The sequence below is a fragment of the Paenibacillus sp. T2-29 genome, from assembly GCF_052921365.1.
Map to the genome: position 1 here is coordinate 574,554 of NZ_JBREVE010000003.1, position 21,749 is coordinate 596,302.

The 21,749-nt window shown below is 45.8% G+C and carries 20 protein-coding genes; 16 read left to right on the top strand and 4 right to left on the bottom strand.

From position 1 onward, the window contains the following. Nucleotides 1-38 precede the first annotated feature (38 nt). From ACU1JV_RS12330 to ACU1JV_RS12345, 4 genes are all read left to right on the top strand, one after another. The gene (locus ACU1JV_RS12330) at nucleotides 39-2,492 is read left to right on the top strand and encodes a glycogen/starch/alpha-glucan phosphorylase (protein ID WP_413986014.1); all 2,454 of its coding nucleotides are present in this window, start codon (nucleotides 39-41) and stop codon (nucleotides 2,490-2,492) included. 133 nt (nucleotides 2,493-2,625) lie between these two features. Beyond that, nucleotides 2,626-3,234: a DUF2062 domain-containing protein gene (locus ACU1JV_RS12335; RefSeq protein ID WP_013370880.1), complete on the top strand. Its 609-nt coding sequence runs from the start codon at nucleotides 2,626-2,628 to the stop codon at nucleotides 3,232-3,234. A 154-nt stretch (nucleotides 3,235-3,388) separates the two neighbouring features. Next, nucleotides 3,389-4,405 carry a hypothetical protein gene (locus tag ACU1JV_RS12340; protein ID WP_040101490.1) on the top strand — a complete coding sequence of 339 codons (1,017 nt, stop codon included), beginning with the start codon at nucleotides 3,389-3,391 and terminating at the stop codon, nucleotides 4,403-4,405. Between the two features lie 158 nt (nucleotides 4,406-4,563). After that, nucleotides 4,564-7,239: a YhgE/Pip family protein gene (locus tag ACU1JV_RS12345; RefSeq protein WP_413986015.1), complete on the top strand. Its 2,676-nt coding sequence runs from the start codon at nucleotides 4,564-4,566 to the stop codon at nucleotides 7,237-7,239. 87 nt (nucleotides 7,240-7,326) lie between these two features. Here ACU1JV_RS12345 and ACU1JV_RS12350 read toward each other — a convergent pair whose 3' ends face one another. Then, nucleotides 7,327-7,506 (bottom strand): hypothetical protein, encoded by a 180-nt coding sequence (locus tag ACU1JV_RS12350; protein WP_176702315.1) that lies wholly within the window; start codon nucleotides 7,504-7,506, stop codon nucleotides 7,327-7,329. A gap of 132 nt (nucleotides 7,507-7,638) precedes the next feature. Here ACU1JV_RS12350 and ACU1JV_RS12355 point away from each other — a divergent pair, with 132 nt between their 5' ends. Beyond that, nucleotides 7,639-8,613, top strand: coding sequence for an aldo/keto reductase (locus ACU1JV_RS12355; RefSeq protein WP_413986016.1), 975 nt, complete (start codon nucleotides 7,639-7,641; stop codon nucleotides 8,611-8,613). 77 nt (nucleotides 8,614-8,690) lie between these two features. Here the strand turns inward: ACU1JV_RS12355 and ACU1JV_RS12360 are convergent, their stop codons facing one another. Then, a complete protein-coding gene (locus ACU1JV_RS12360) occupies nucleotides 8,691-9,611 on the bottom strand; it encodes a DMT family transporter (protein ID WP_413986017.1) in 921 nt (306 codons plus the stop codon). Between the two features lie 97 nt (nucleotides 9,612-9,708). Here ACU1JV_RS12360 and ACU1JV_RS12365 point away from each other — a divergent pair, with 97 nt between their 5' ends. Further along, nucleotides 9,709-10,905 (top strand): GTP-binding protein, encoded by a 1,197-nt coding sequence (locus ACU1JV_RS12365; protein ID WP_413986018.1) that lies wholly within the window; start codon nucleotides 9,709-9,711, stop codon nucleotides 10,903-10,905. Here the strand turns inward: ACU1JV_RS12365 and ACU1JV_RS12370 are convergent. Beyond that, complete coding sequence (locus ACU1JV_RS12370; RefSeq protein WP_413986019.1) at nucleotides 10,902-11,768, bottom strand: LysR family transcriptional regulator; 867 nt, start codon at nucleotides 11,766-11,768, stop codon at nucleotides 10,902-10,904. The two genes, ACU1JV_RS12365 and ACU1JV_RS12370, sit on opposite strands and share 4 nt — an antisense overlap. A 131-nt stretch (nucleotides 11,769-11,899) precedes the next feature. Between ACU1JV_RS12370 and ACU1JV_RS12375 the strand changes: the two genes are divergently transcribed. The 6 genes from ACU1JV_RS12375 to ACU1JV_RS12400 all read left to right on the top strand — a co-directional run bounded on the left by ACU1JV_RS12375 (nucleotide 11,900) and on the right by ACU1JV_RS12400 (nucleotide 17,066). After that, the gene (locus ACU1JV_RS12375; protein ID WP_013370888.1) at nucleotides 11,900-12,229 is read left to right on the top strand and encodes an antibiotic biosynthesis monooxygenase family protein; all 330 of its coding nucleotides are present in this window, start codon (nucleotides 11,900-11,902) and stop codon (nucleotides 12,227-12,229) included. A gap of 79 nt (nucleotides 12,230-12,308) precedes the next feature. Next, nucleotides 12,309-13,328 carry a daunorubicin resistance protein DrrA family ABC transporter ATP-binding protein gene (locus ACU1JV_RS12380; RefSeq protein WP_025679061.1) on the top strand — a complete coding sequence of 340 codons (1,020 nt, stop codon included), beginning with the start codon at nucleotides 12,309-12,311 and terminating at the stop codon, nucleotides 13,326-13,328. Continuing rightward, nucleotides 13,325-14,140 carry an ABC transporter permease gene (locus tag ACU1JV_RS12385; protein ID WP_025679063.1) on the top strand — a complete coding sequence of 272 codons (816 nt, stop codon included), beginning with the start codon at nucleotides 13,325-13,327 and terminating at the stop codon, nucleotides 14,138-14,140. The genes ACU1JV_RS12380 and ACU1JV_RS12385 overlap by 4 nt, the downstream gene beginning before the upstream one ends. A gap of 65 nt (nucleotides 14,141-14,205) precedes the next feature. Next, entirely contained in the window at nucleotides 14,206-14,880 is a 675-nt protein-coding gene (locus ACU1JV_RS12390) for a response regulator transcription factor (protein WP_025679065.1), read from the top strand. Next, entirely contained in the window at nucleotides 14,877-16,001 is a 1,125-nt protein-coding gene (locus ACU1JV_RS12395; protein WP_413986020.1) for a sensor histidine kinase, read from the top strand. Before ACU1JV_RS12390 ends, ACU1JV_RS12395 begins: the two co-directional genes overlap by 4 nt. Nucleotides 16,002-16,493: 492 nt before the next feature. Continuing rightward, entirely contained in the window at nucleotides 16,494-17,066 is a 573-nt protein-coding gene (locus ACU1JV_RS12400; protein ID WP_413986021.1) for a DinB family protein, read from the top strand. A gap of 277 nt (nucleotides 17,067-17,343) precedes the next feature. Here ACU1JV_RS12400 and ACU1JV_RS12405 read toward each other — a convergent pair whose 3' ends face one another. Next, a complete protein-coding gene (locus tag ACU1JV_RS12405) occupies nucleotides 17,344-18,213 on the bottom strand; it encodes a DUF421 domain-containing protein (RefSeq protein WP_413986022.1) in 870 nt (289 codons plus the stop codon). A gap of 272 nt (nucleotides 18,214-18,485) precedes the next feature. Between ACU1JV_RS12405 and ACU1JV_RS12410 the strand changes: the two genes are divergently transcribed. The 4 genes from ACU1JV_RS12410 (at nucleotide 18,486) to ACU1JV_RS12425 (ending at nucleotide 21,671) form a co-directional block, all read left to right on the top strand. Beyond that, nucleotides 18,486-18,755, top strand: coding sequence for a glutaredoxin family protein (locus ACU1JV_RS12410; protein ID WP_413986023.1), 270 nt, complete (start codon nucleotides 18,486-18,488; stop codon nucleotides 18,753-18,755). Between the two features lie 29 nt (nucleotides 18,756-18,784). Next, the gene (locus ACU1JV_RS12415; protein ID WP_413986024.1) at nucleotides 18,785-20,125 is read left to right on the top strand and encodes an LLM class flavin-dependent oxidoreductase; all 1,341 of its coding nucleotides are present in this window, start codon (nucleotides 18,785-18,787) and stop codon (nucleotides 20,123-20,125) included. 17 nt (nucleotides 20,126-20,142) lie between these two features. Next, on the top strand, nucleotides 20,143-20,673 hold the full coding sequence (gene ssuE / locus ACU1JV_RS12420; RefSeq protein ID WP_013370897.1) for an NADPH-dependent FMN reductase: 531 nt from the start codon (nucleotides 20,143-20,145) through the stop codon (nucleotides 20,671-20,673). 107 nt (nucleotides 20,674-20,780) lie between these two features. Then, entirely contained in the window at nucleotides 20,781-21,671 is an 891-nt protein-coding gene (locus tag ACU1JV_RS12425; protein ID WP_025679079.1) for a LysR family transcriptional regulator, read from the top strand. Nucleotides 21,672-21,749 lie beyond the last annotated feature (78 nt).

Sequence of the window (21,749 nt, forward strand, 5' to 3'; positions counted from 1 at the left end):
TAGCCACCATTAAAACAGAGTTAACGGGAGGTACAATTTTGTTCAGCAATAAAGAAGCATTTAAGCAGGCTTTTCGAGAGCAACTGGTCGGAAGACTGGGTAAACCGATGCAGGAGGCTCAGTCGGAAGACGTATATAAGGTTTTGGGTGGCATGATTCGTGAACAAGTCGGCAAGAATTGGGCCGAAACAAACCAAGCCTACAAAGAAGGACAAGAGAAGCAGGTTTATTATTTTTCACTGGAATTTTTAATAGGTCGTCTATTGGGCAATAATCTGCTGAATTTGGGCGTATTGGATATGGTTCGACAGGCATTAGGGGAATTGGGCTGGGATCTGGAGGAAATCGAAGCACAGGAAGCGGACGCGGGACTAGGAAATGGCGGTCTAGGCCGTCTGGCGGCTTGCTTCATGGACTCGCTAGCATCTTTAGGCTATGCAGGGCATGGCTGCGGGATTCGATATAAATATGGTCTGTTTGAGCAGCGTATTGTGGACGGGAATCAGGTGGAACTGCCGGATTACTGGCTACAGAAAGGGAATGTATGGGAGGAACGTCGTCCTGACAAAAAGGTCGAGGTTCATTTTTGGGGACGTGTGGAAACCCGTGAACAGGAGGGACGTCTTGTGTTCGAGACACAGGATGCCGAAACGGTCTGGGCTGTCCCTTACGATATTCCGCTGGTCGGCTATGGTCATGCGCAGGTGAATACGCTACGGATTTGGAGTGCGGAATCGGCACTTGATCCCGTGCGGGGACCGATTCGAGGAGAGGGCGGTTATTACCGCTTTCTCGACTACAATCGATCAGTAGAATCCATCTCGGCCTTTCTCTATCCGGATGATTCCAATTATGAGGGCAAGCTGCTTCGCTTGAAGCAGCAGTATTTCCTCTGCTCGGCTGGATTACAGAGTATTTTGCGTACGTTTGAGAAGCTTCGTTTACCCTACAGCCAGTTGCCCGATAAAATAGCACTGCACATTAACGATACCCATCCGACGCTGGTTATACCGGAACTGATGCGTATTTTGATAGACGTAAAAGGCTTGGGCTGGGACGAAGCGTGGGATATTACGACACAGACCGTTTCATATACGAATCATACGATATTAAGTGAGGCGCTGGAACAATGGCCCGTCAACATGGTGCGGGAACTGCTTCCTCGCATTTACTTGATCATTGAAGAAATGAACAAACGTTATTGCGCTATGCTATTAGAGCGTTATCCGGGTCAGGATATCAAAATTGGTGAAATGGCGATTATTCATAATGAACAAATTCGCATGGCTCATTTGGCCATCGTCGGCAGTTATAGCGTTAACGGAGTGGCTGCATTGCATACGAAAATTTTGAAGGAACGAGAGATGAAATCATTTCATGAACTATATCCTGACCGGTTTAATAATAAAACAAATGGGATTGCCCATCGCCGTTGGCTGATGCACGCCAACCCGGAGCTGGCAAGCTTGTATGATGAGACGCTCGGTGTACGCTGGAGAACCCATCCACGTGAGCTCATCGACCTGCTTCGTTACAGTGAGGATGAGGCGTTCCAAAAACGAATTCAGGCGATTAAGCAAAATAATAAGATCAGGCTTGCTGAGCATGTATTTGCAAAACAGGGTGTTCGACTGGATACATCCTCCATTTTTGATGTGCAGGTCAAACGGTTGCACGGATATAAGCGACAACTGCTCAATATTTTGCATGTGATGCATCTATACAACCAGCTCAAAACTAATCCTGCACTGGATGCGACGCCACGCACATTCATTTTTGGTGCGAAAGCAGCCCCCGGTTATTTTCTCGCCAAACAGACGATTAAGCTCATTAACAATGTGGCGGACACCATCAACCGGGATGTAGATGTCAAGGACAAGCTGAAAGTCGTTTTCCTTGAAAATTATTCGGTCTCGTTGGCGGAGCTGATTATTCCTGCGGCGGATGTCAGTGAACAGATTTCTACAGCAGGCAAGGAAGCATCAGGTACAGGCAACATGAAATTTATGATGAACGGCGCACTGACTCTGGGCACATTGGACGGAGCTAATGTTGAAATGCACGAAATGGTAGGCGATGCCAACATGTTCATTTTTGGATTGAAGGTAGATCAGATTGAGGACTATTATCAGAATGGACAGTATTCAGCACGCAAAACAGCCAACAGTGATGAAAGATTGCGTGAAGTGCTGGATCAACTGGTGAACGATGCTCCTTTTACGCGGCATGAACGGGAATTTGAGGCCATTTATCAATCCCTGATTGATCATAATGATGAATACTTTGTGCTTAAAGACTTTGCAGCTTATGTAGATGCGCAGGCTCATATTGAGCAGGTGTACCGCAATCCCTCGGAGTGGACACGACGTGCTATTGTAAATATCGCTCATTCCGGAAAATTCTCCAGTGATTGTACAATCCAGCAATACGCAACTGAGATTTGGGACCTTGTACCTTTATCGACCGATGTCAATAAGCGAATTGTGTACTAAAATAGCGAAACAGGCGGAATAGCATTGCTTTTCGAACGCTGAGGGTTATAATGACAGTATAGACTAAGTAAGGATGGGAGTTGTTCGACCTCATTCCTGAACTTGAATACGTACTGTTGAAGGAGTCCTCCTATTGATAAAGTTCAATCCGAAAAGGCTCAAACCTCATAAATCAAAGAAGAAATACAATGTGTTTCAAAATATATGGCGGGCGATTCGTCTAAATTTTATCAAGCTGTTGCGCGCCCCTGGAGGAGTTAAAAAGATCTCTTTGGGCTTCGCCATTGGCTTTGGTCTGGAAATGATCGTGATTTCCACGGCCTCTCTGGTATACCTCGTGTTTTATCCGATTGTTCGGTTGTCTGGTGGTTCGCTGCCTGCGGCCATTGTGGGAAACGTTGTAGGCAAGCTGACCTTTTTGCCGATTGTACTGATGCCATTCGCCAAGCAACTGGGAGCTTGGATTTATCCATCACATTATCCGGTGCATGTCAGGGGCGGTCGACTTCACGAGCATTCTTTTATGGAGCTTTTTCACGGCAACTGGTCTGTATTCAGAGACCTACTGCACGGAGGTCTCCACATCCTGATCGGCATGTCCATTTTCGGTATCGTGCTGGGTATAATCTCGTATTTTGTCATTCAGGTTTTGTATAACCGTTCGCTGCACAAACGGTTGGAAAAACGGAAGCTGCGTCATGGCGCAGGATTTTCGCCTACCCGATTGCTGAAGAATGGATAATTTAATGCAAAAGAAGAAGCTCCTTAAGCCTATCTTGTAGGCCTAAGGGGCTTCTTCTTTTGGATTTATGCAACTTTTTACTTTTGTGGCACGTCTAAGGATTATGTGTACTTGTATCCTATGAGTATTTATAGACACAGGAGGAATCGACGAAATGAACAAATGGAATTCTATCACAGCTACAGTCGCAGCACTCTCAATCCTGTTGGGAACGGCTCCAGTTGTAATGGCACAGCAACCCGCTGCTGCCACAACCACAGCTTCAAATGCACAAACTTCTGTTAACCTGGACCCGACCGCCACTAAGCGTCTGACGGATGTCCTAAACACATTAGCAGGGAAACAAACGATAGAGTTTACAAGTGCGGACACTGACGCATGGACGGTTTACGGTACCTTGAAAGGGACAGCAAATGCAGATTTCATCCAAAATTATGATTCCAAGAAAGGAATCGTGCAGTCCACCAGCATCATTTATAAGGCCGCTGATATGGATAAGGTGATGCCCCCTAATTTGCGCAGTAAAGTTGCGTCATTCCTGAAAACATTCGATACCGATAAAGTTTTCAAAATAGAGGCCATCTGGCGTGTATATTCCCCGATTGACGAAGGAGGATTCAAAAATTACTGGGTGCTATGGGGGAAAAACCAAAGCATTTATATTCACCTTGATCAAGGAAATAAAATAACGGCCAGCTTTTTGTACCCACTCAAAGACGTTAAAGCTGCCCTGATCAACAAAGCGAACCGTTCGCTAAAAACACTGGGCATTCCTACAATGAAACCGTTTGAATATACGCTTCGTCAGCGAGAGGACAACGATACCATCTGGCACTTTAGGGATGAGAGCGACACAAACAGCGTACAGATCGGCGTGAAAACCGGTAAAGTATGGGCTGTAAAAAATGAGCATGGCATGGACTGGGATGGAGATAAGGATTTTGCCAAAGCATTTGCCAAGCCCAAGCTCAGTAAAAATCAGGCCCTTTCAGCTGCCAAGTCGAAAGTACAATCCCTTTTTGGAATTAATTTGAAGGGATATACCGTGCAAATAAAGAAAAACGAATATACATTCTTGAAAAAAGGTGCAGCTACCGTTGTGGGGAAAATCAATAAAAAGAGCGTATTCTACTCACTGGAAGCTATACCTGCAAATGGAATTAGAAATTAAGTAAAAGGGATTTCATAAAAAGCGTATGATCTGTAAAAGAGTCGTACGCTTTTTAGCAATCATTTTTATAATATTCGCTTCTGCCGCTCAAATCGTTTACAATACGTGTGCATACAACACTGGACGAAAGGTTAATGTACATATGAGGAGTGGTGAAGTTGCGGAAGATATGGCAAATCTACTTAACAGACTGGAGAAATGTTTTCAAAGTATCGACCGGGACTTTATTAGTCATTGGCATCATTCTTTTGCCTTCCGTCTATGCATGGGTGAATTTGAAAGCAATGTGGGACCCATATGCGAATACATCTGGTATTAAAATTGCAGTAACCAGCCAAGATCAGGGGGCTGAGGTGAATGGTAAAAAGATTAATATCGGTGACGAGGTTATACATAACCTTCATAATAACAAGAAGCTGGGTTGGACTTTTGTCAATGAAGCAGAAGCACGAAAAGGGGTGCTGAACGGTGATTATTATGCCAGTCTGCTGATCCCAAAGGATTTTTCAGAGAAAATTACGAGTGTGCTTACAGAAAATCCGCAAAAGCCGGAGATTGATTATGCTGTGAATGAAAAAATCAATGCAGTAGCTCCGAAAATTACATCCTCAGGGGCAACCTCTCTGACAAACCAAATTAGTCAAAACTTTATTGAAACGGCCAGCCAGGCGGTTTTGACGAAATTAAAGGAAGCCGGAGTAAAGCTGGAAGAGGAGCTTCCGACAATTCGCAACATTGAAAATCGGGTGCTGGAGCTAAATAATCGATTGCCTGATATCGATCGGTTGGGTAAGCAGGCATTAGAGCTGGAGCAGAATTTACCGAAAATTAAGGCTCAGGGCCAAAAGATCATTGCATTGAAGGAAAAAATTCCTGAAATCAACCGCGCTGGAGATCTGGTGCTCAAAATTGACAAAAATCTGCCTGAGCTGGACAAGGTGGGTGCAGTCATTTTGGATATCCAAAAAAGACTGCCCGATATTCAAAAAGCTGGTGATCGAATTGTTGAACTGGATCAGAACTTCAGTAAGGTAGAAAGTGCACTGGCTACCGCCTTGGAGGACACGCAAACGGCCCTTAAGGTCATTAATGCTGCCCGGACAGCACTGCCGGAAGTACAAAAAATAGCCGATACAGGCAAGGATTTTACAACTGGTATACTCGACTTTCTGGATAAAAACGAGGGTGCGCTTGATTCGATCGGAACCGTAGTAAAAGAAGATTTACAGCTGGTGCAACAAATTGCGAATGAAGTTTCACAGATTACAGGTATCATTCGTGGTGTGGATTTTGATCCCAAAGCAGCACAAGCTGCAGCGAATCGGATTAGCGGCAGGCTCACGACTGCTGTAGGTGTATTGGATCATATTTCTCAATTGCTGAACCGTGTGAATGGGTATTTGCCTAGCCAGCCACTGGATTCACTTATTTCCCGGATAAGCGGGGTAGAGGATCGCTTTCGCCGATTGAATAGCACGGTTACTAGCATCGGGGATGCTATTCAGCGCGGTGAGAAACCAGCCCAAAATCTGCTGGATGATGCTGACCGCCTTGCAGGAGAAATCAGTAGCGGAATTGACAGCATTTTGGACAATTATGATACGGAATATGCACCTGCCATTCAAAAGGCGCTGGATCAAATCAAATCCGTTGCCCGCAATTCTGCCAATGTGTTGACCACTGCTCAAGAGCAGCTCCCGAATATTGAAAAGCTACTAAATGACGCACAGGCCGCTGCCGAATTCGGGCAGCAAGAGCTAACACGTCTCCAGCAGGACTTGCCACAATATCGTCAAAAACTGCATGAAGCCGCTACGACGATTCAGGGACGCATGGGCGAGTTTACGAATGCTGTGAACAAAGCGGCAGACTTCGTGAAGCACGATTTGCCAACGGTTAAAAGTAAAATTCATCAGGCGGCAAACTTTGTACGTAATGATTTGCCGAAGGCGGAACAACAGTTTATTAAGATGGCGGACTTGATTGAAAACAAATTTCCTGAGGCTGAAAAAGCGGTACACCAGGTAGCCAATTTTGTCAGAACCGATCTTCCTGCTGCCGAGGATTCCATACGTCAGGCAGCAGACACGATCCGCAAGCTTAAGGGTGAAAATGCACTCGGAAGAGCGATTGCGTTGCTTAAGGGAGATGTGAAAAAGGAAAGTGATTTCCTCGGTAGCCCGGTATCGCTGAAGCAGGAGCGGATATACCCGATTCCTAACTACGGCTCTGCGATGTCACCTTTTTATACTACATTATCGATTTGGGTAGGTGCGATGCTGCTGGTCTCCATGTTCAGGGTAGATGTGGATGACCCGGAAGGTCAATATAATAGCTACCAGGTGTATTTCGGACGGCTAATGACCTTCTCCACAATTGGTATTTTTCAGGCGCTAAGTGTATCTCTCGGTGATTTGTTTCTGCTGGGAACATATGTGGATGCCAAAGTAGCATTTGTACTGTCCTCTATGCTGATCAGTCTGGTGTTTACGGCCATGACCTATACCTTGGTTTCAGTGTTCGGCAATATCGGCAAGGGTCTCGCAGTCATCCTGCTGGTGCTCCAATTCTCCAGTTCAGGGGGGACATTTCCCATTGCGACGAGTACAGCTTTCTTTCAGACCCTGAATCCGTTCGTACCGTTCACCTATGCGGTTAGTCTGTTGCGGGAAACGGTAGGAGGGATGTTGCCTTCAACGGTAACACGAGATGTAGTGATGCTGTTTGTATTTATCGGAATTTGCTTCTTGTTTGGATTGGTGCTTAAGAAGCCGCTCAGCAAACATACGAAGAAAATGGCTGAGCGAGCGAAAGAAACGAAATTAATTCCTTGATTGTTGAAAAAAGAGTGAGTTACGGTGGTTGAGGTGAGCGGCTCCGCGAAGGATTTGATCTTACGATCGGTGTTGCCACGGGATTCTTTAGATTGGAAAGGAAAAGGTAAGAATCCCGTGGCAAAGGCGAACGCTCTGCTTCTCCAGATTCAAATCCTCCGCTCCGCTGGTAACCACCGTAAAGTCACTTCTTTTAACATTCGGTGGGTAGTATGAGGAGGGCCTCCGCATGTAATGCTTCGGCATGGTGCGGAGGCTTTTTTGCATGCACTATCCACCTTTTAAAATGCATTTTGGCGTGTTTCAAAGGGGTTTATTCTGGTGAATGAAGTGGGTATGGTCTTTTTTTATGCAATTTTTCGGAATTAAAAAAATCCTTAAGCAAAGGCGGGAGACAGTATGGATTATTCATACTTAGGAAAGTCAGGCTTGAAGGTTAGTCGGTTATGTCTGGGCACAATGAATTTCGGACCGGAAACTGAAGAAAAGGATGCTTTTAAGATTATGGATGCTGCGCTGGATGCGGGCATTAACTTCTTTGATACGGCTAATGTATATGGCCATGACCGTAAAGGCTGGACGGAAGAAATTATCGGACGATGGTTCCAGCAAGGCGGTGGAAGACGCGAAAAGGTCGTATTGGCGACCAAGGTTTACGGGGACATGAAAAATGAAAATGACGGACCCAATGCAGGATCAGGTTTGTCTGCCTACAAAATTCGCCGTCATTTGGATGCGTCGCTGAAACGTCTGCAAACCGATCATATAGAGCTATATCAAATGCATCACATTGATCGCAATGTGTCATGGGATGAATTGTGGGGTGCATTCGAGTCCGTGGTGGATCGTGGACAAGTTGGTTATATCGGTTCCAGTAATTTTGCAGGCTGGCATATTGCGGTGGCTCAGGCCGAAGCGAAGGCACGTCGTTTTCTGGGTCTGGTATCGGAGCAGCATCTGTACAACCTGAACGAACGTTCGGCTGAGCTTGAAGTATTACCGGCAGCTCAAGAGCTGGGTCTGGGTGTAATTCCATGGAGCCCGTTGGCGGGCGGACTGCTGGGACGCAATGCGTTAGCAGGTACAGGTTCCCGCAGCGCACGTGCCAAGGAAAAGGTAGAGCAGAATCGTGCGAAGCTGGAGCAATTTGCGGCGTTATCTCGCGAGCTGGGTGAAAAGGAAGACGTGATTGCCCTGGCTTGGGTGCTATCTCATCCGGCCGTGACGGCTCCAATTATCGGACCACGGACATTAGAACAGTTAGAGGATGCTCTGCGGGTACCTGAGGTTAAATTAAGTGAAGATGTGCTTGCTAAGCTGGATGAGATTTTCCCGGGTCCGGGAAAACCTGCACCAGAAGCCTACGCTTGGTAATATTGATTGACAGTAAATCGGCAAAAAGCAGCAGATCAGAAGCATCTTCTTTTCTATGATCTGCTGCCCAATATGCACTAAACGGAATCTGCCTTTTTAGTTAATATTTGTTGAACACTCGTCTTTTGATGTGATACATAGCTATGCAGACTCATGCCAAGGATGACAATGAACATACCCATCCATGACCAAGCAGAAGGGAGGGGGATAGACAAAAAGATTAATTCCCCCATTAGTGCAAAAAGCACTTCCAGCGATTGTGTTGCTTCTACTGTGGCCAGCTTTTGCATATTTCCATGTACCTGATCTGTAGCCTTAAAAAATAAAACCGTAGCAATTACCCCTGAGAACACGGCCACCAAAGCAGACTGTATGGTCTGATCCTTGCTTGGCATTCCTGCGCTGAAAACTCCATATAATGAAAGCAATAACCAAAAAGGCAGGCTGGCTATAGTCATTCCGAGCACACGTTGATAGGCATCTAACCGCCCTGCACAGACTTCCATCATTTTGCGATTACCTAAAGGATAGGCGAAAGAAGCCAGTATGACAGGCAATATACCGAATAAAAAATCTTGAGTAGAAATAGATTGCGACTGTTCGACCTGCATCACAATAATTCCGATTAAAATAATCAGAGACATCAACAATCCTTGGATCGGTATTTTTCCTCGTACTTTGACAGGGCCGTTCTCCGTTTGGACAACCTCAGCAAATAAAGGAACAAGCAAAGAACCGGAAATAATGGTTATTTGCCAAGTCCCTGCAATCAACCACCCCGGTGAATATGCGGATGCGAAGCATAACGGAGCATAAAATAAACCAAATCCAATGAAGCTCCACCACAGCCACATTCCCGGTTGTTCCTTCATGACTTTCCAAAGAGGCTTGAGCTTATGTTGGGCCATTACAATGACGAACAGCATAGGAACCATAAACAGATAGCGTAATGAAGCACTCCAGATCCAGTTCCCCCCAGATAGCTCCACAGTTGACAAAGCAAAAGGAATACTGTATATTTCTGAATGCTGATTTAATAGTAATAATTACGATTAAATATATCGATAAACCAATATTAAAGGGAGTGCACCAGCAATGAATAAGAAACCAATCCCGGTAACCGTGTTGAGCGGGTATTTGGGTGCAGGAAAAACGACGATTTTGAATCATGTTTTAAACAATCGAGACGGAATGAAAGTAGCAGTCATTGTCAATGACATGAGTGAAGTAAATATAGATGCCGAGCTGGTTAAAAAAGAGGGCGGCTTGTCCAGAACAGAAGAAAAACTGGTCGAGTTGTCTAATGGTTGTATTTGCTGTACATTACGTGAAGATTTATTGCTTGAGGTCAAGAAGCTAGCGGAACAAGGCGATTTTGATTATATATTAATTGAATCTACGGGCATCAGTGAACCTGTTCCCATCGCTCAAACCTTTACCTACGCTGATGAAGGAACGGGCATTAATCTAGCTTTGCTGGCAAAACTGGATTGTATGGTGACTGTAGTGGATGCGAACCGTTTCTGGCATGACTTTGAATCAGGAGAAACGCTGCTGGATCGTAAGCAGGCTACTGGAGAAGATGACACACGTGATATCTCGGACTTGCTAATTGACCAGATTGAAACTTGTGACGTATTGATTCTGAATAAGTGCGATCTGGTTCAGCCCGCAGAGCTGGACAAGCTGGAGGGTGTGTTGCGGAGATTGCAGCCTGAAGCCCGAATCATTCGCACTTCCAAGGGAAAGGTCGCGCCTTCGGACATTTTAAATACCGGGCTGTTCAACTTTGACAAAGCTAGTCAATCCGCTGGATGGATTCGCAAGCTGGAGCTGGAAAGCCACACACCGGAGACGGACGAATATGGAATCAACTCTTTTGTTTATCGGCGTAGAAGACCGTTTCATCCTGCAAGATTGGCAGAATTTATGAGCTACTGGCCGGAGGAAATCGTTCGCGCCAAAGGCTTGGTCTGGATTGCAGCTCCTCAGGATTGGGCGGCGAGCATCAGCCAGGCAGGGCCATCTATTCAATTTGGTCCAGCGGGAAGTTGGCTTGCGGCGTTGCCAGAAGAAGAACGGCAGGAAATCATCGCGGCCAACCCTGAGGTTCTGGACCATTGGGATGAGCAGTGGGGCGACCGCATGAACGAAATCGTTATGATCGGTATCGGATTGAATCGGCTGAACTTGGAAGAAGAGCTAGATGAATGTCTGCTGAACGATAGTGAAATGGATATGGACTGGTCCAGCTTTGAGAATCCGTTGCCTTGGCCAACAGGAAGAAGCTAGTTGATCCATTCAGTAATAAAGCCCATACACTTTTTGGCGGCTGGAGCCATGTTCTTTAAGGAGACAGTAGCGATACCAACGGAACGGAAATATGGTCCATCCAAGGGCCGAATACAAATGTCATAAGGGTGTTGAACTAAAATCATTTCGGGAAGGATACTTACGCCCAGGCCATTTTGCACCATAGCCATAATGGCATGATCATCTTCTAATTCATATTTGATTTTCGGAACAAGCTTATGCTGGGAAAAAATTCTCTGTACATCTGTATCACAGCCTGAAGCCGGCATAATGAAGGGTTCATTGAGAAGCTGATCCACACGTATGCTTGTCTGCTCCCGAAGCACATGATTAGACGGAAGTACGCACAGCATTCTTTCTTTTTTTAACGGTAATACTTCCAGTCCATCGAGTGTAGGCAGATTAACGAAGCCAAAATCAGCTTCTCCGCTGGCTATCCAATGCTCTATGTCATGGTAGTTCCCGTCGAGCAATTTTAGTTCAATAAGTGGGAACTGCTCGTTAAACTTTTGGATGATCCCAGGCAACCAATGGATGGATACACTTGAGAATGTACCTATCTTTACAGTTCCGGTCTCCAGTCCTTTGATGAGGGCGATCTCTTGATACAGCTTTTCATTCATTTGGATGATTTCTCTGAAATGCTTCATCAGACGTTCTCCGTTGCTGGTCAATTGGATGCCTGAACGTCCTCTAATTAAAAGAGTTAGGCCCAATTCATACTCCAAAGCAGAAACGGCATGGCTAATAGCGGATTGTGTAAGATTGAGAAGTGCTCCTGCTTTGGTAAAGCTTCCTGCTTCTATTACGCTAAGAAAGACCTTATATTTAAACAAATTCATGTGTCCTCCAACATAGAATGAAATATATTCATACATAGTATCATATATATTCATTTTTTTTATCTCAGCTTTGTAGTTATAATCGAACTTGAGAAAAATGCCGATTAACCATTCATTTCTGGGAGGTACCTATGAGTTCAATTGCAAAAACACCACAACCCCCTTATTATGCAGCTATTTTTACTTCTGAGCGTACGGAAGGGGATGGCGGATACGGAAAGATGGGGGACAAAATGGTGGAACTGGCTGCCAAGCAGCCTGGATTTCTAGGTGTGGAAAGTGTTCGTGACCAAAACGGAGTGGGCATCACCGTGTCCTATTGGGAGTCCTTGGACGCTATAAAACATTGGAAGGATAACGAGCTACACAAGCTAGCACAGGAGAAAGGGAAGTCTGATTGGTATAAAGCATTCGGTTTAAGAGTGAGCAAGGTAGAACGAGATTATTTTTTTACAGTGTAAATAATTAAGTAAAAGGTCTGTTCATATTCAGTTCATAAAAGTGGATTATTCTCTCTATAGAAATCGTTGTAGGGAGGAAATGAAAGTGGATTATACAGACAAAAAAGAAACCCTGGCCATTGAAGCAAGAGGACTAGTTAAAACTTTTGGTGATAAGTATGCGGTACATGGTGTCGATCTAAATGTGCGTGCCGGCACGATCTACGGAGTGCTTGGTCCCAATGGGGCAGGTAAGACGACGACCATCCGAATGCTGTCAACGTTATTGCGACCTGATGGGGGATCGGCGCTTATTTTTGGACACGATGCAGTAAAGGAACCGCAGGTTGTTCGTCAATTAATTGGCGTAACGGGTCAGTACGCATCGGTCGATGAGTCGCTTAGTGCTACCGAGAATCTGATTATTTTCTCCAGGCTGCTCGGACTGGAACGTGCTGAGGCACGTCATAAGGCAGCGGAGCTGCTAGAGGAATTTGGATTGTCTGAAGCAGCCAAGCGACCGTTAAAGCATTTCTCCGGAGGCATGCGCCGCCGACTGGATTTGGCCGCAAGTCTTATTGCCAAGCCGCCACTAATCTTTCTGGATGAGCCGACTACCGGACTGGACCCGCGCACGCGTGTTCAGATGTGGGACACGATCCGGCGTCTGGTGAAGACGGGTTCCACCGTATTGCTCACGACCCAGTATCTCGATGAGGCGGATCAGCTTGCTGATCGAATTGCGGTGATCGATCATGGTCGGGTAGTCGCCGAGGGGACGGTAGATGAACTGAAAGCGGCAGTGGGGTCGTCAACTCTGCAACTCAGAGTGCAAAATCAACAGGATATCGGAAGGGCTGCTCGAATCGTTGAACAAGTGCTTTCAGTCAAGTCCAGCGTGTCGGTGGAGGCTGGAAAAATTATTTCTCCGATGGCTAATGCCGATCGGGTGACGGACCTGCTGATTGCTCTCCGTGCCGGAGAAATTCACCTGGCAGAGATGAGTGTGCAAAAGCCAACGCTTGACCAGGTGTTTCTGTCCATCACTGGCCAAGGCGTACAAGTAAATGAGCAGCAGACGGCCCATGAAGCACATGCCGTAGAGGGGGTGAGAGCATGAAAAACGCTACTGCTATGACAGATTCTCATCGCACCTTGAAAAAGTCTGTGAGTTTCAAACAGGCGTTCGCCAACTCCATGACGATGGCCTACCGGGGCATTCTGAAGATCAGGCATACTCCTGAGCAGTTGTTTGATGTCACGCTCCAGCCGATTATTTTTACTCTTATGTTTACCTATATCTTTGGCGGGGCTATCTCAGGAGACGTGCAGCATTATCTACCGGTCATCATTCCAGGCATCCTCGTCCAAACAGTCATCTCGACCTCCGTCGTTACCGGTGTGCAACTGCGGGAGGATATGGACAAGGGAGTGTTCGACAGGTTCAAGTCACTTCCGATCGCACGTATTGCCCCTTTGGCTGGAGCTCTGCTGGCCGACAGTCTTCGTTATACTATTGCGACTGTACTTACCTTTGCCATGGGGTATATTTTGGGGTATCAACCAGAGGGAGGACTGCTGAGTGTTGCGATCGCTGCACTTCTGGTCATCGTGTGTTCCTGGGCGGTCAGCTGGATATTCGCCTTCTTTGGCGTGATTGCCCGCACGGCCTCAAGTGTACAGGGTATCTCCATGATTGTTCTGTTTCCACTTACCTTTATTTCCAACGCATTTGTGCCTGTAGATACTATGCCTGGCTGGCTACAGTGGTTTGTGAACGTCAACCCGATTTCACATCTTGTGAACGCGGTTAGAGAGCTTGCGAATACGGGGATGATTGGCGGAGAACTGGCGATCTCTTTGCTTGGGGCGGCAGTTATTGTGGCGATCTTCGCCCCGCTTACAGTTCGTGCTTATATGCGTAAAGCATAGGAAGGGGAACTCTTGACGAGGATGAGAGATTCAAGGCAGAGTTAGTCTGTAGTTAGGGGGTTAAAATGACACGTGTATTAGTGGTTGATGATGACCCGCATATTCGTGAACTCGTCGGACACTTTCTGAGACTGGAAGGTCTGGAAGTCGTCGAGGCGGTGGATGGTTTGGACGCGATGCGCTTGTTTGATGAAACTAAGGTCGATTTGCTTGTCCTCGATATCATGATGCCAGGGATGGATGGCTGGGAGCTGTGCCGTAAGCTGCGCGAGCAGACCGACCTGCCGCTGCTGATGCTTACTGCCAAAGGCGAGACGTCACAGATTGTAAAAGGCTTCGCGCTTGGAACGGACGATTATCTTGTTAAGCCCTTCGATCCTATGGTGCTTGTTGCACGCGTAAAGGCTTTACTAAAACGCTATCGGATCATGGCTTCAAAATCGGTGACTGTCGGAGATCTTGTCCTGCGCAGCGATACATTTGAGTGTCAGGCTGGAGAGCAGGGAATTACCCTGCCACGCAAGGAATTTGAACTGCTCTTCAAGCTGGCCAGCTATCCTGGCAAAACCTTTACACGCGACCATTTGATCGAACAGATCTGGGGTTATGATTACGAGGGAGACGAAAGAACGGTTGATGTGCATATCAAGCGCCTTCGGGAACGATTTCCGGAGGCAACCCAATCCTTTGCGATCCGTACGATCCGGGGATTGGGGTATCGGCTGGAGATAAGGCAATGAAGCGGGAACCGGGGTTCCTTCGTATCCTTGCAAGATTCATGCTCGTGTTATTGGTGCTGTATCTTAGCTGGACTGCTGCGTATTTTATTACAGCGGTGATCTATTCACGCTTGTCATGGACTCCGCATGAATTGTTCGTCTATCTTATTAATGCGACACTTGGCTTTTTCTTTTTCGGTATAATTAGTATGACTGTGAGGCGCTTTATCCAGCCTAGAGAACAGCATTTTTTTACCGAAATGATCGATGCTTTAAAGCGAATTTCAGAAGGGGATTTTCACATAAATCTGGGATGGAACTTTGGTACGAGAAACGGAAACCATGATAGGAAACATCCTTATGTACAGCTGGTGGACAGCATTAATGATATGGCGGCAAATCTGAAGGTCATGGAAGAACTGCGGGAGGCGTTTATTTCAAACGTATCCCATGAAATTGGCTCGCCCCTGACCTCAATCATTGGTTTTGCTAAGGCGCTCAAGGACGATAATCTGGATCGGGAGCAGCGGGACCGATATTTGACGATTATTGAGACAGAGTGTATTCGTCTATCCAAGCTAAGCGATAATCTGATGAAGCTGGCGGTGCTGGATTCGGAGCGGCATCCGTTTCATCCGTCCTCTTATCGGCTGAACAAGCAACTGATCTCGCTTATCCTCGCCTGCGAACCGCAATGGGAGGCTAAACAAATTGACATGATTGTGGACACCCATAACGTTGAGGTCAACGCGGACGAGGATCTAATGGGCCAGGTGTGGGTGAATCTCCTTCACAATGCTATTAAATTCACCCCACAGGGTGGAAGCATATCTGTTTCTCTTTCAAGTAATGGTAATCAGGCAATTGTCTGCATTACTGATACAGGACCGGGTATCAATGAACAGGATCAACAGCGCATTTTCGAACGATTTTATAAAGCAGACAAGTCACGAACCCGAACCGCAGGAGGTAGCGGCTTGGGACTTTCCATCGCCCATAAAATAACGGAGATGCATAGCGGCTCTATTTCTGTGTCCAGCAAGGTGGGGGAAGGAACGACGTTTACAGTATTGCTGCCTCTGCAAGAGGAAACAGTAAAGGGGAACAGCAACCATGAAATGAGCGGAAATAGTGGTGATTAACCGGGCTATTGCTGACACTGGTTATGCAAGCGTTGATATAGGTTCGACACAGGCGAAAGAAGTTCATCATGATTTATACAATGGTGGGTTTAGACTACAAGCGCTCGGTACAATTACCTATAGCATGGCTGGTACTACTAAACAACAGCTTACGAGTTCATTTGGGAGAATGATTTAAGAAGAAATATGGGACTCCTTACCTTGTTGGGTCATATTAATCTGTAAAAAAATCAAGAAGACGTTTCTGATACATCTGGAAACGTCTTCTTGATTTTTCATTTTCCAAATCCATTGGCTAAGTGTATGACGTTTAGGAAAGAGTCAGATGTTAGCGAATAATAATGTTTTAGACTAAACAATAAAGAACAAGACTGAGATCAATAAAGTTATAGACTGGAAAATAAAGTATAAAAGATATAAGCTACAAATATGCTTTATTCTTGAGCCCTCTCATATGATGAGAGTAATTCAGTAGTCGAGGAGATGATCTTGATGAACAAGAACATAGGGATTAAGGATATTTTGGTAAGGTTCGACGAGATTTCGAAGCATTATGTTCGGGAGCTGGACAAGTATAGTCTGGCGGAACTGTGTCGCAAGCCAAGCGAGAACGAATGGTCGCTTGGGCAAATGTACCTGCATCTGCCCCATTCCACGCTGAACTTGCAGCTCCGTCTTGCGGAGCAGTGCATGGCGCTCGGTGGCGGCAGCGAGGAGGGCGGCGGGAAGACGGAGGCCGGCCATACCGTGTTTGAGCAAGGGAGTTTCCCACCGGTTCGCATTCAGGTACCTGCCGACTTGCAACATACGCCTCCTCAGCCAGAGAGCAAGGAGCAGCTTGTCGCCAAGCTGGAGGAAGCAAGGCGCCGCATGCATGAGATTGGGGCGTCGCTACAGAACATAGACCCAGAGCGGCTGCAGCGAAAGGCGACTCATCCGGCCGTAGCCTTCGGCGCGTTAAACGCGGTCGAATGGTTCACGATGGTGGAGATGCATTACCGTCATCATCTTCTTCAAAAGGAGCGGCTGGACGCTTTCTTACAAACTGCAGAGTTATTAGACTAACGGGACACGAAAGTTGAATGTTGACCACAACAGCGGCCAGTCTAGGATTTTATTTTCGCGTCCTTATCTGCCGCTGTTGCATTTGTCGGTCAGTCTAAAACACTTTCTCAAAAGATGACGACCTTTGAAGTGGACAATCGCGTAAAATCAGCAACTCCAGTCTACAACTTTATTTTCTTCGAACATCAGAACCTTTACGTGGCTATGTTTGTTGCAGCAAATTTGATAGAAATCAGGGGTGTTTCTGGAATTTATTCTTACGGGCCATTCGTATGTGTCAGGAATTAGATGTATTTATCGGTTTCATCTCTTGTATAGCTTCCTTCAAACTTTGTGAGCATTGTTCATACAGCTGTTTTCTTTGCTGCTCACTGGAACCAGATGCGAGTTTTTGCAACTCCGTTGTGCATTGCTCCAGCAAAGTCAGCACGGCTTGATTCGAATCCTTCACCTTGCTTAGCTGCACATTATCGCTGTATGGGTCAATATATAGCTCCCCTTGGGTGTCTACCTGGGCAAAAAACACATCTTTGACCGTCAAACTCTTTTCCTTTAGCTTGGCATCCAGCCATTGCTGAGTAATCCCCATATATGCCATTTGTTGTTCCATGAGTTGTCCGTCCATAATGACAGCTGTGGGTTCCTTCTCCGGTAATTGCAGCATATTCAGATCCTTAAGCGTCACAGGCTGCTTGTCTTTGGTTAACAGCACATTGACTTCGCCACTAGTTTCCATAAGAGCAAATTCTACATCAGCTACTTTGAACACATTCTTACTTCGTAGCTGCTCCATCAATTCATCTAGGGTAAGTCGTTCCTTTCTCAGATTATCCTCTAAAATTTTGCCGTCTTTGATTAGAACTGTCGTCTTTCCATCTGATAAATCCCTGACTTTCTTGCTTTTAATTTGCAAAAATTCAATGCAAAGTGTTGTCAGTACCCATACGGCTAACGATACGGTACCCAAGTACCAGGAGGATTCGCGTTCCAAAGGTATAGAAGCAGCCAAGTTACCGATGGTGATTCCGGTTATATATTCGAACAAGGAAAGCTGTGATACCTGACGTTTTCCGAGAATCTTGGTAATCACAAAAAGAATAACGATGGCTAATAACGTACGTAAAGCTACAATGGTCCATTCCTGCATTTGTTCAACCTCATTTCATTTCGCCACAAGGGCGCTACTATTCCAAGGATGTCCGCGCCAAGTCCCATTTAAACTCCAATTTATCTAAATTTAAATATACAGGCTGTCACCAAACCGATTAAATACAATATAAAATTAAAATTTTCTATCGTTCAATTACCATTGTCTATTACACAAGCGATTGACGGAAAAGAGGGAGCAGGATACATTATAGATATAATTCTTATTTAATTCATCGGGATTATAAACATTAAACTCACGGAGGTATGTATATGTCGTCCAAACCTAAAGTTGTAGTGTGGAGCAAAACCGGCTGTCATTTTTGTGGAGAGATCAAATCGTACCTGGAATCCCAAAATCAGCCGTATAAAAATATCCAGGTGGACGGAAATGATGCACTGCGTGATGTGTTGGAGACCAAATATGGTATTCGTTATGTTCCTGTCGTAGAGATAGGTGGAGATAACAAATATGAAGCACTTCTTAACCCGGATCTGGAAGAGCTGGGTAAAGTGCTGGAAAGTTATAGTCAAGCGGTATAACAATTATATTCAAGAGAGGTGGAAGCGTCATGGCTAAGAATAGACAAATTAAATTGGGTGCGATTATTCACGGTGTTGGGGGAAGCATGACGACTTGGCGTCACCCTGATGTACCTGCGGATGCAAGTGTTAATTTTGATTTTTATAAAACGCAGGCACAAAAGGCAGAGGAAGGGAAGTTTGATCTCGTATTTATCGCAGACGGTCTGTTTATTAACGAAAAATCCATTCCTCACTTTCTGAACCGTTTTGAGCCAATAACGATTTTGTCTGCTTTGGCTGGGGTGACGAAGCATATCGGATTAGTTGGCACATTGTCGACTTCCTATAGCGAACCGTTCACGGTAGCACGCCAGTTTTCTTCCATTGATCATATTAGCGGAGGTCGTGCAGGCTGGAATGTGGTGACTTCCCCGCTGGAAGGTTCTGCTCTTAACTTTAACAAAGGTGAGCATCCATCGCATCCACAGCGCTATAAAATTGCCGATGAATATTTGCAGGTTACTAAAGGACTGTGGGACTCGTGGGAAGAGGATGCGTTCGTTCGTGATAAGGAAGCCGGCGTATTCTTTGATCCCGACAAGCTGCATACACTGAACCACAAAGGTGAGTTTTTCTCTGTGCAGGGTCCGCTAAACATTGGACGATCCAAGCAGGGACAGCCGGTTATTTTCCAGGCAGGTTCCTCAGAAGATGGCAAAAACCTGGCTGCCAAGGAAGCGGATGCCGTATTTACAGGACATGAAACATTGGAGGAAGCACAGCAGTTTTACCGTGATGTGAAGGAACGTGCAGTACGCTATGGCAGAGCGGAAGAGGATATTGTCATTTTGCCGGGCATTTCGCCGATTATTGGCAGCACGCCAGAGGAAGCGGAACGTAAGTATGAGGAGATTACCAATTTAGTAACAATTGAGGCTGCATTAAAATATTTGGGGCGTTTCTTCGATCATCATGATTTCTCACAATATCCGCTGGATGAGCCATTCCCTGAGCTTGATGGTATTGGCAGTAATTCATTCCGCAGCGGTACAGATAAAATCAAACGAACAGCCAAGGAACAGAATTTGACGCTGCGTGACGTTGCGCTACGTGCAGCTACGCCGAGAACCTCTTTTATCGGAACTGCTGAGCAGGTGGCAGATCGAGTGCAAGAGTGGTTTGAAAGAAAAGGGGCAGACGGATTCATTATCGGTTCCGATGTGCCAACGGGCTTGCATGATTTCGTAAATCTAGTTGTGCCTATTTTGCAGGAGCGTGGCATTTATCGTCAGGATTATGAATTTAACACACTACGTGAAAACCTGGGTGTGCCTATTCCTGAGAATCGTTATACAGCAGCCAGATCCAAAGTGAAAGTTGACGCATAACAGAAGGAGGGAAAGAGATGTCCAAGGTTGTCATCCTATCGGGCAGTCCGTCTACACAATCCCGTTTATACGGTTTGATTCACTATACAACTGAGCAGTTACGAGAGGCTGGAGCGGAGGTTACATTACTGAATGTGGTCGACTTGCCCGCTGAGGATTTGATCAAAGCTAACTTTAATAGTCCCGACGTCACAGCAGCGCTTGCGTTGATTGCAGCAGCGGATGCCGTCATTGTGGCTTCGCCAGTATATAAAGCGGCCTATTCAGGGCTATTGAAAATATTTCTGGATCTGGTTCCGCAGGAGGGACTGAGAGGGAAACCTGTCTTGCCTTTATTTATCGGCGGTACACTGGCCCATCTGCTGGTCATTGACTATGCCCTGAAGCCGGTTCTAAGCGCACTGGGGGGAAGACATATTCTTGGTGGGGTGTATGCAGTGGATCAGTGGGTCGAGCGTCTGCCAGGTGGAGCATATGGATTGTCCGAAGAGTTGATTGTACGATTGGAACGTTCTGTTAAAGAACTCAATGAGCTATTGAAGTTATAGATATTTTCAATATTTCCATTGACAGGTCGTTCAGTGAGTTTTATGATACAAAAAACCAAGTTAACTCATTGGATAAATGTATATAAAACTTACTGGGGGACTTGCGTATGAATATCGAGAATATTGAAGCCTTTGTATACGTGAATCATTATGGAAGCTTTAACAAGGCGGCAGAAGCGTTGTTCTTATCACAGCCCTCTGTCACAGCCCGGATTCAGACGCTGGAACGCGAGCTTGAGTGTAAGTTATTCGACCGCCAAAGCAAACAAACGATTCTGACGGAGGATGGACGAAAGTTCCTTCCTTATGCGGAGCAGATGCTGCAAGTGCTGCAAAAAGGGAAGCAAAAGCTTCAACAGCGCAAGAAAGCCCCTCAGCAAATTCGAATTGGCTGCACGATATCGGTGTCGAACTATATCATTCCTGAAATACTAAAGCAGCTTCGTGCTCGCTATCCGGAGGTTAACTACAAAATTGTGACCGCTACGACGGATCAACTGCTACATAAGCTGTTGAACCGTGAGGTAGACATTAGTTTTGTCCGTAAAGTGATGCATCCGGCTATTCGTACGCTTGCCTTTTATGAAGATCCGATTTCCCTGTATGTATATGAAGGCCACCCGTTTACGAAGACAGGAAAGGCCAGCATACAGGATATCCAGCGTGAAACCCTGGTATTTTTTGAATGCGGCTCATTAGATTGGATGAGGATTCATCGATCTTTTGAATCACTGGAGCAGCCACCGGATATTGCTTTTCAGGTAGACAATGTGGTCACGGCCAAAAAGCTGGTATTGCAAGAAGCGGGCATTGCCTTTTTGCCGGATGTCTGTGTGAACCGTGAAGTGAAGGATCAGAAGCTGTTCCGTGTTCATGTTCCGGAGGTGGCTGGGGTATCTATGCAGATTAGCATAATCGCAACCAAAGAAGACTGCGCAGTGTCCTCCGATTTTGCAGATGCACTGACAGAAGGCTTCAGAGAGGCTGTTTTGTTATAGAAAAGTCCTATAGGTTGGTGGATTGACGTATTGGATTACAGGTGTTAAATTAATCACATCCTAAAACCAATTAAATTT

Coding starts and splice junctions, on each gene's coding strand:
- ACU1JV_RS12340 (WP_040101490.1), top strand. CDS start 3,389: ATGAACAAATGGAATTCTATCACAGCTACAGTCGCAGCACTCTCAATC.
- ACU1JV_RS12350 (WP_176702315.1), bottom strand. CDS start 7,506: ATGCAAAAAAGCCTCCGCACCATGCCGAAGCATTACATGCGGAGGCCC.
- ACU1JV_RS12355 (WP_413986016.1), top strand. CDS start 7,639: ATGGATTATTCATACTTAGGAAAGTCAGGCTTGAAGGTTAGTCGGTTA.
- ACU1JV_RS12365 (WP_413986018.1), top strand. CDS start 9,709: ATGAATAAGAAACCAATCCCGGTAACCGTGTTGAGCGGGTATTTGGGT.
- ACU1JV_RS12370 (WP_413986019.1), bottom strand. CDS start 11,768: ATGAATTTGTTTAAATATAAGGTCTTTCTTAGCGTAATAGAAGCAGGA.
- ACU1JV_RS12375 (WP_013370888.1), top strand. CDS start 11,900: ATGAGTTCAATTGCAAAAACACCACAACCCCCTTATTATGCAGCTATT.
- ACU1JV_RS12380 (WP_025679061.1), top strand. CDS start 12,309: ATGAAAGTGGATTATACAGACAAAAAAGAAACCCTGGCCATTGAAGCA.
- ACU1JV_RS12385 (WP_025679063.1), top strand. CDS start 13,325: ATGAAAAACGCTACTGCTATGACAGATTCTCATCGCACCTTGAAAAAG.
- ACU1JV_RS12390 (WP_025679065.1), top strand. CDS start 14,206: ATGACACGTGTATTAGTGGTTGATGATGACCCGCATATTCGTGAACTC.
- ACU1JV_RS12395 (WP_413986020.1), top strand. CDS start 14,877: ATGAAGCGGGAACCGGGGTTCCTTCGTATCCTTGCAAGATTCATGCTC.
- ACU1JV_RS12400 (WP_413986021.1), top strand. CDS start 16,494: ATGAACAAGAACATAGGGATTAAGGATATTTTGGTAAGGTTCGACGAG.
- ACU1JV_RS12405 (WP_413986022.1), bottom strand. CDS start 18,213: ATGCAGGAATGGACCATTGTAGCTTTACGTACGTTATTAGCCATCGTT.
- ACU1JV_RS12410 (WP_413986023.1), top strand. CDS start 18,486: ATGTCGTCCAAACCTAAAGTTGTAGTGTGGAGCAAAACCGGCTGTCAT.
- ACU1JV_RS12415 (WP_413986024.1), top strand. CDS start 18,785: ATGGCTAAGAATAGACAAATTAAATTGGGTGCGATTATTCACGGTGTT.
- ssuE (WP_013370897.1), top strand. CDS start 20,143: ATGTCCAAGGTTGTCATCCTATCGGGCAGTCCGTCTACACAATCCCGT.
- ACU1JV_RS12425 (WP_025679079.1), top strand. CDS start 20,781: ATGAATATCGAGAATATTGAAGCCTTTGTATACGTGAATCATTATGGA.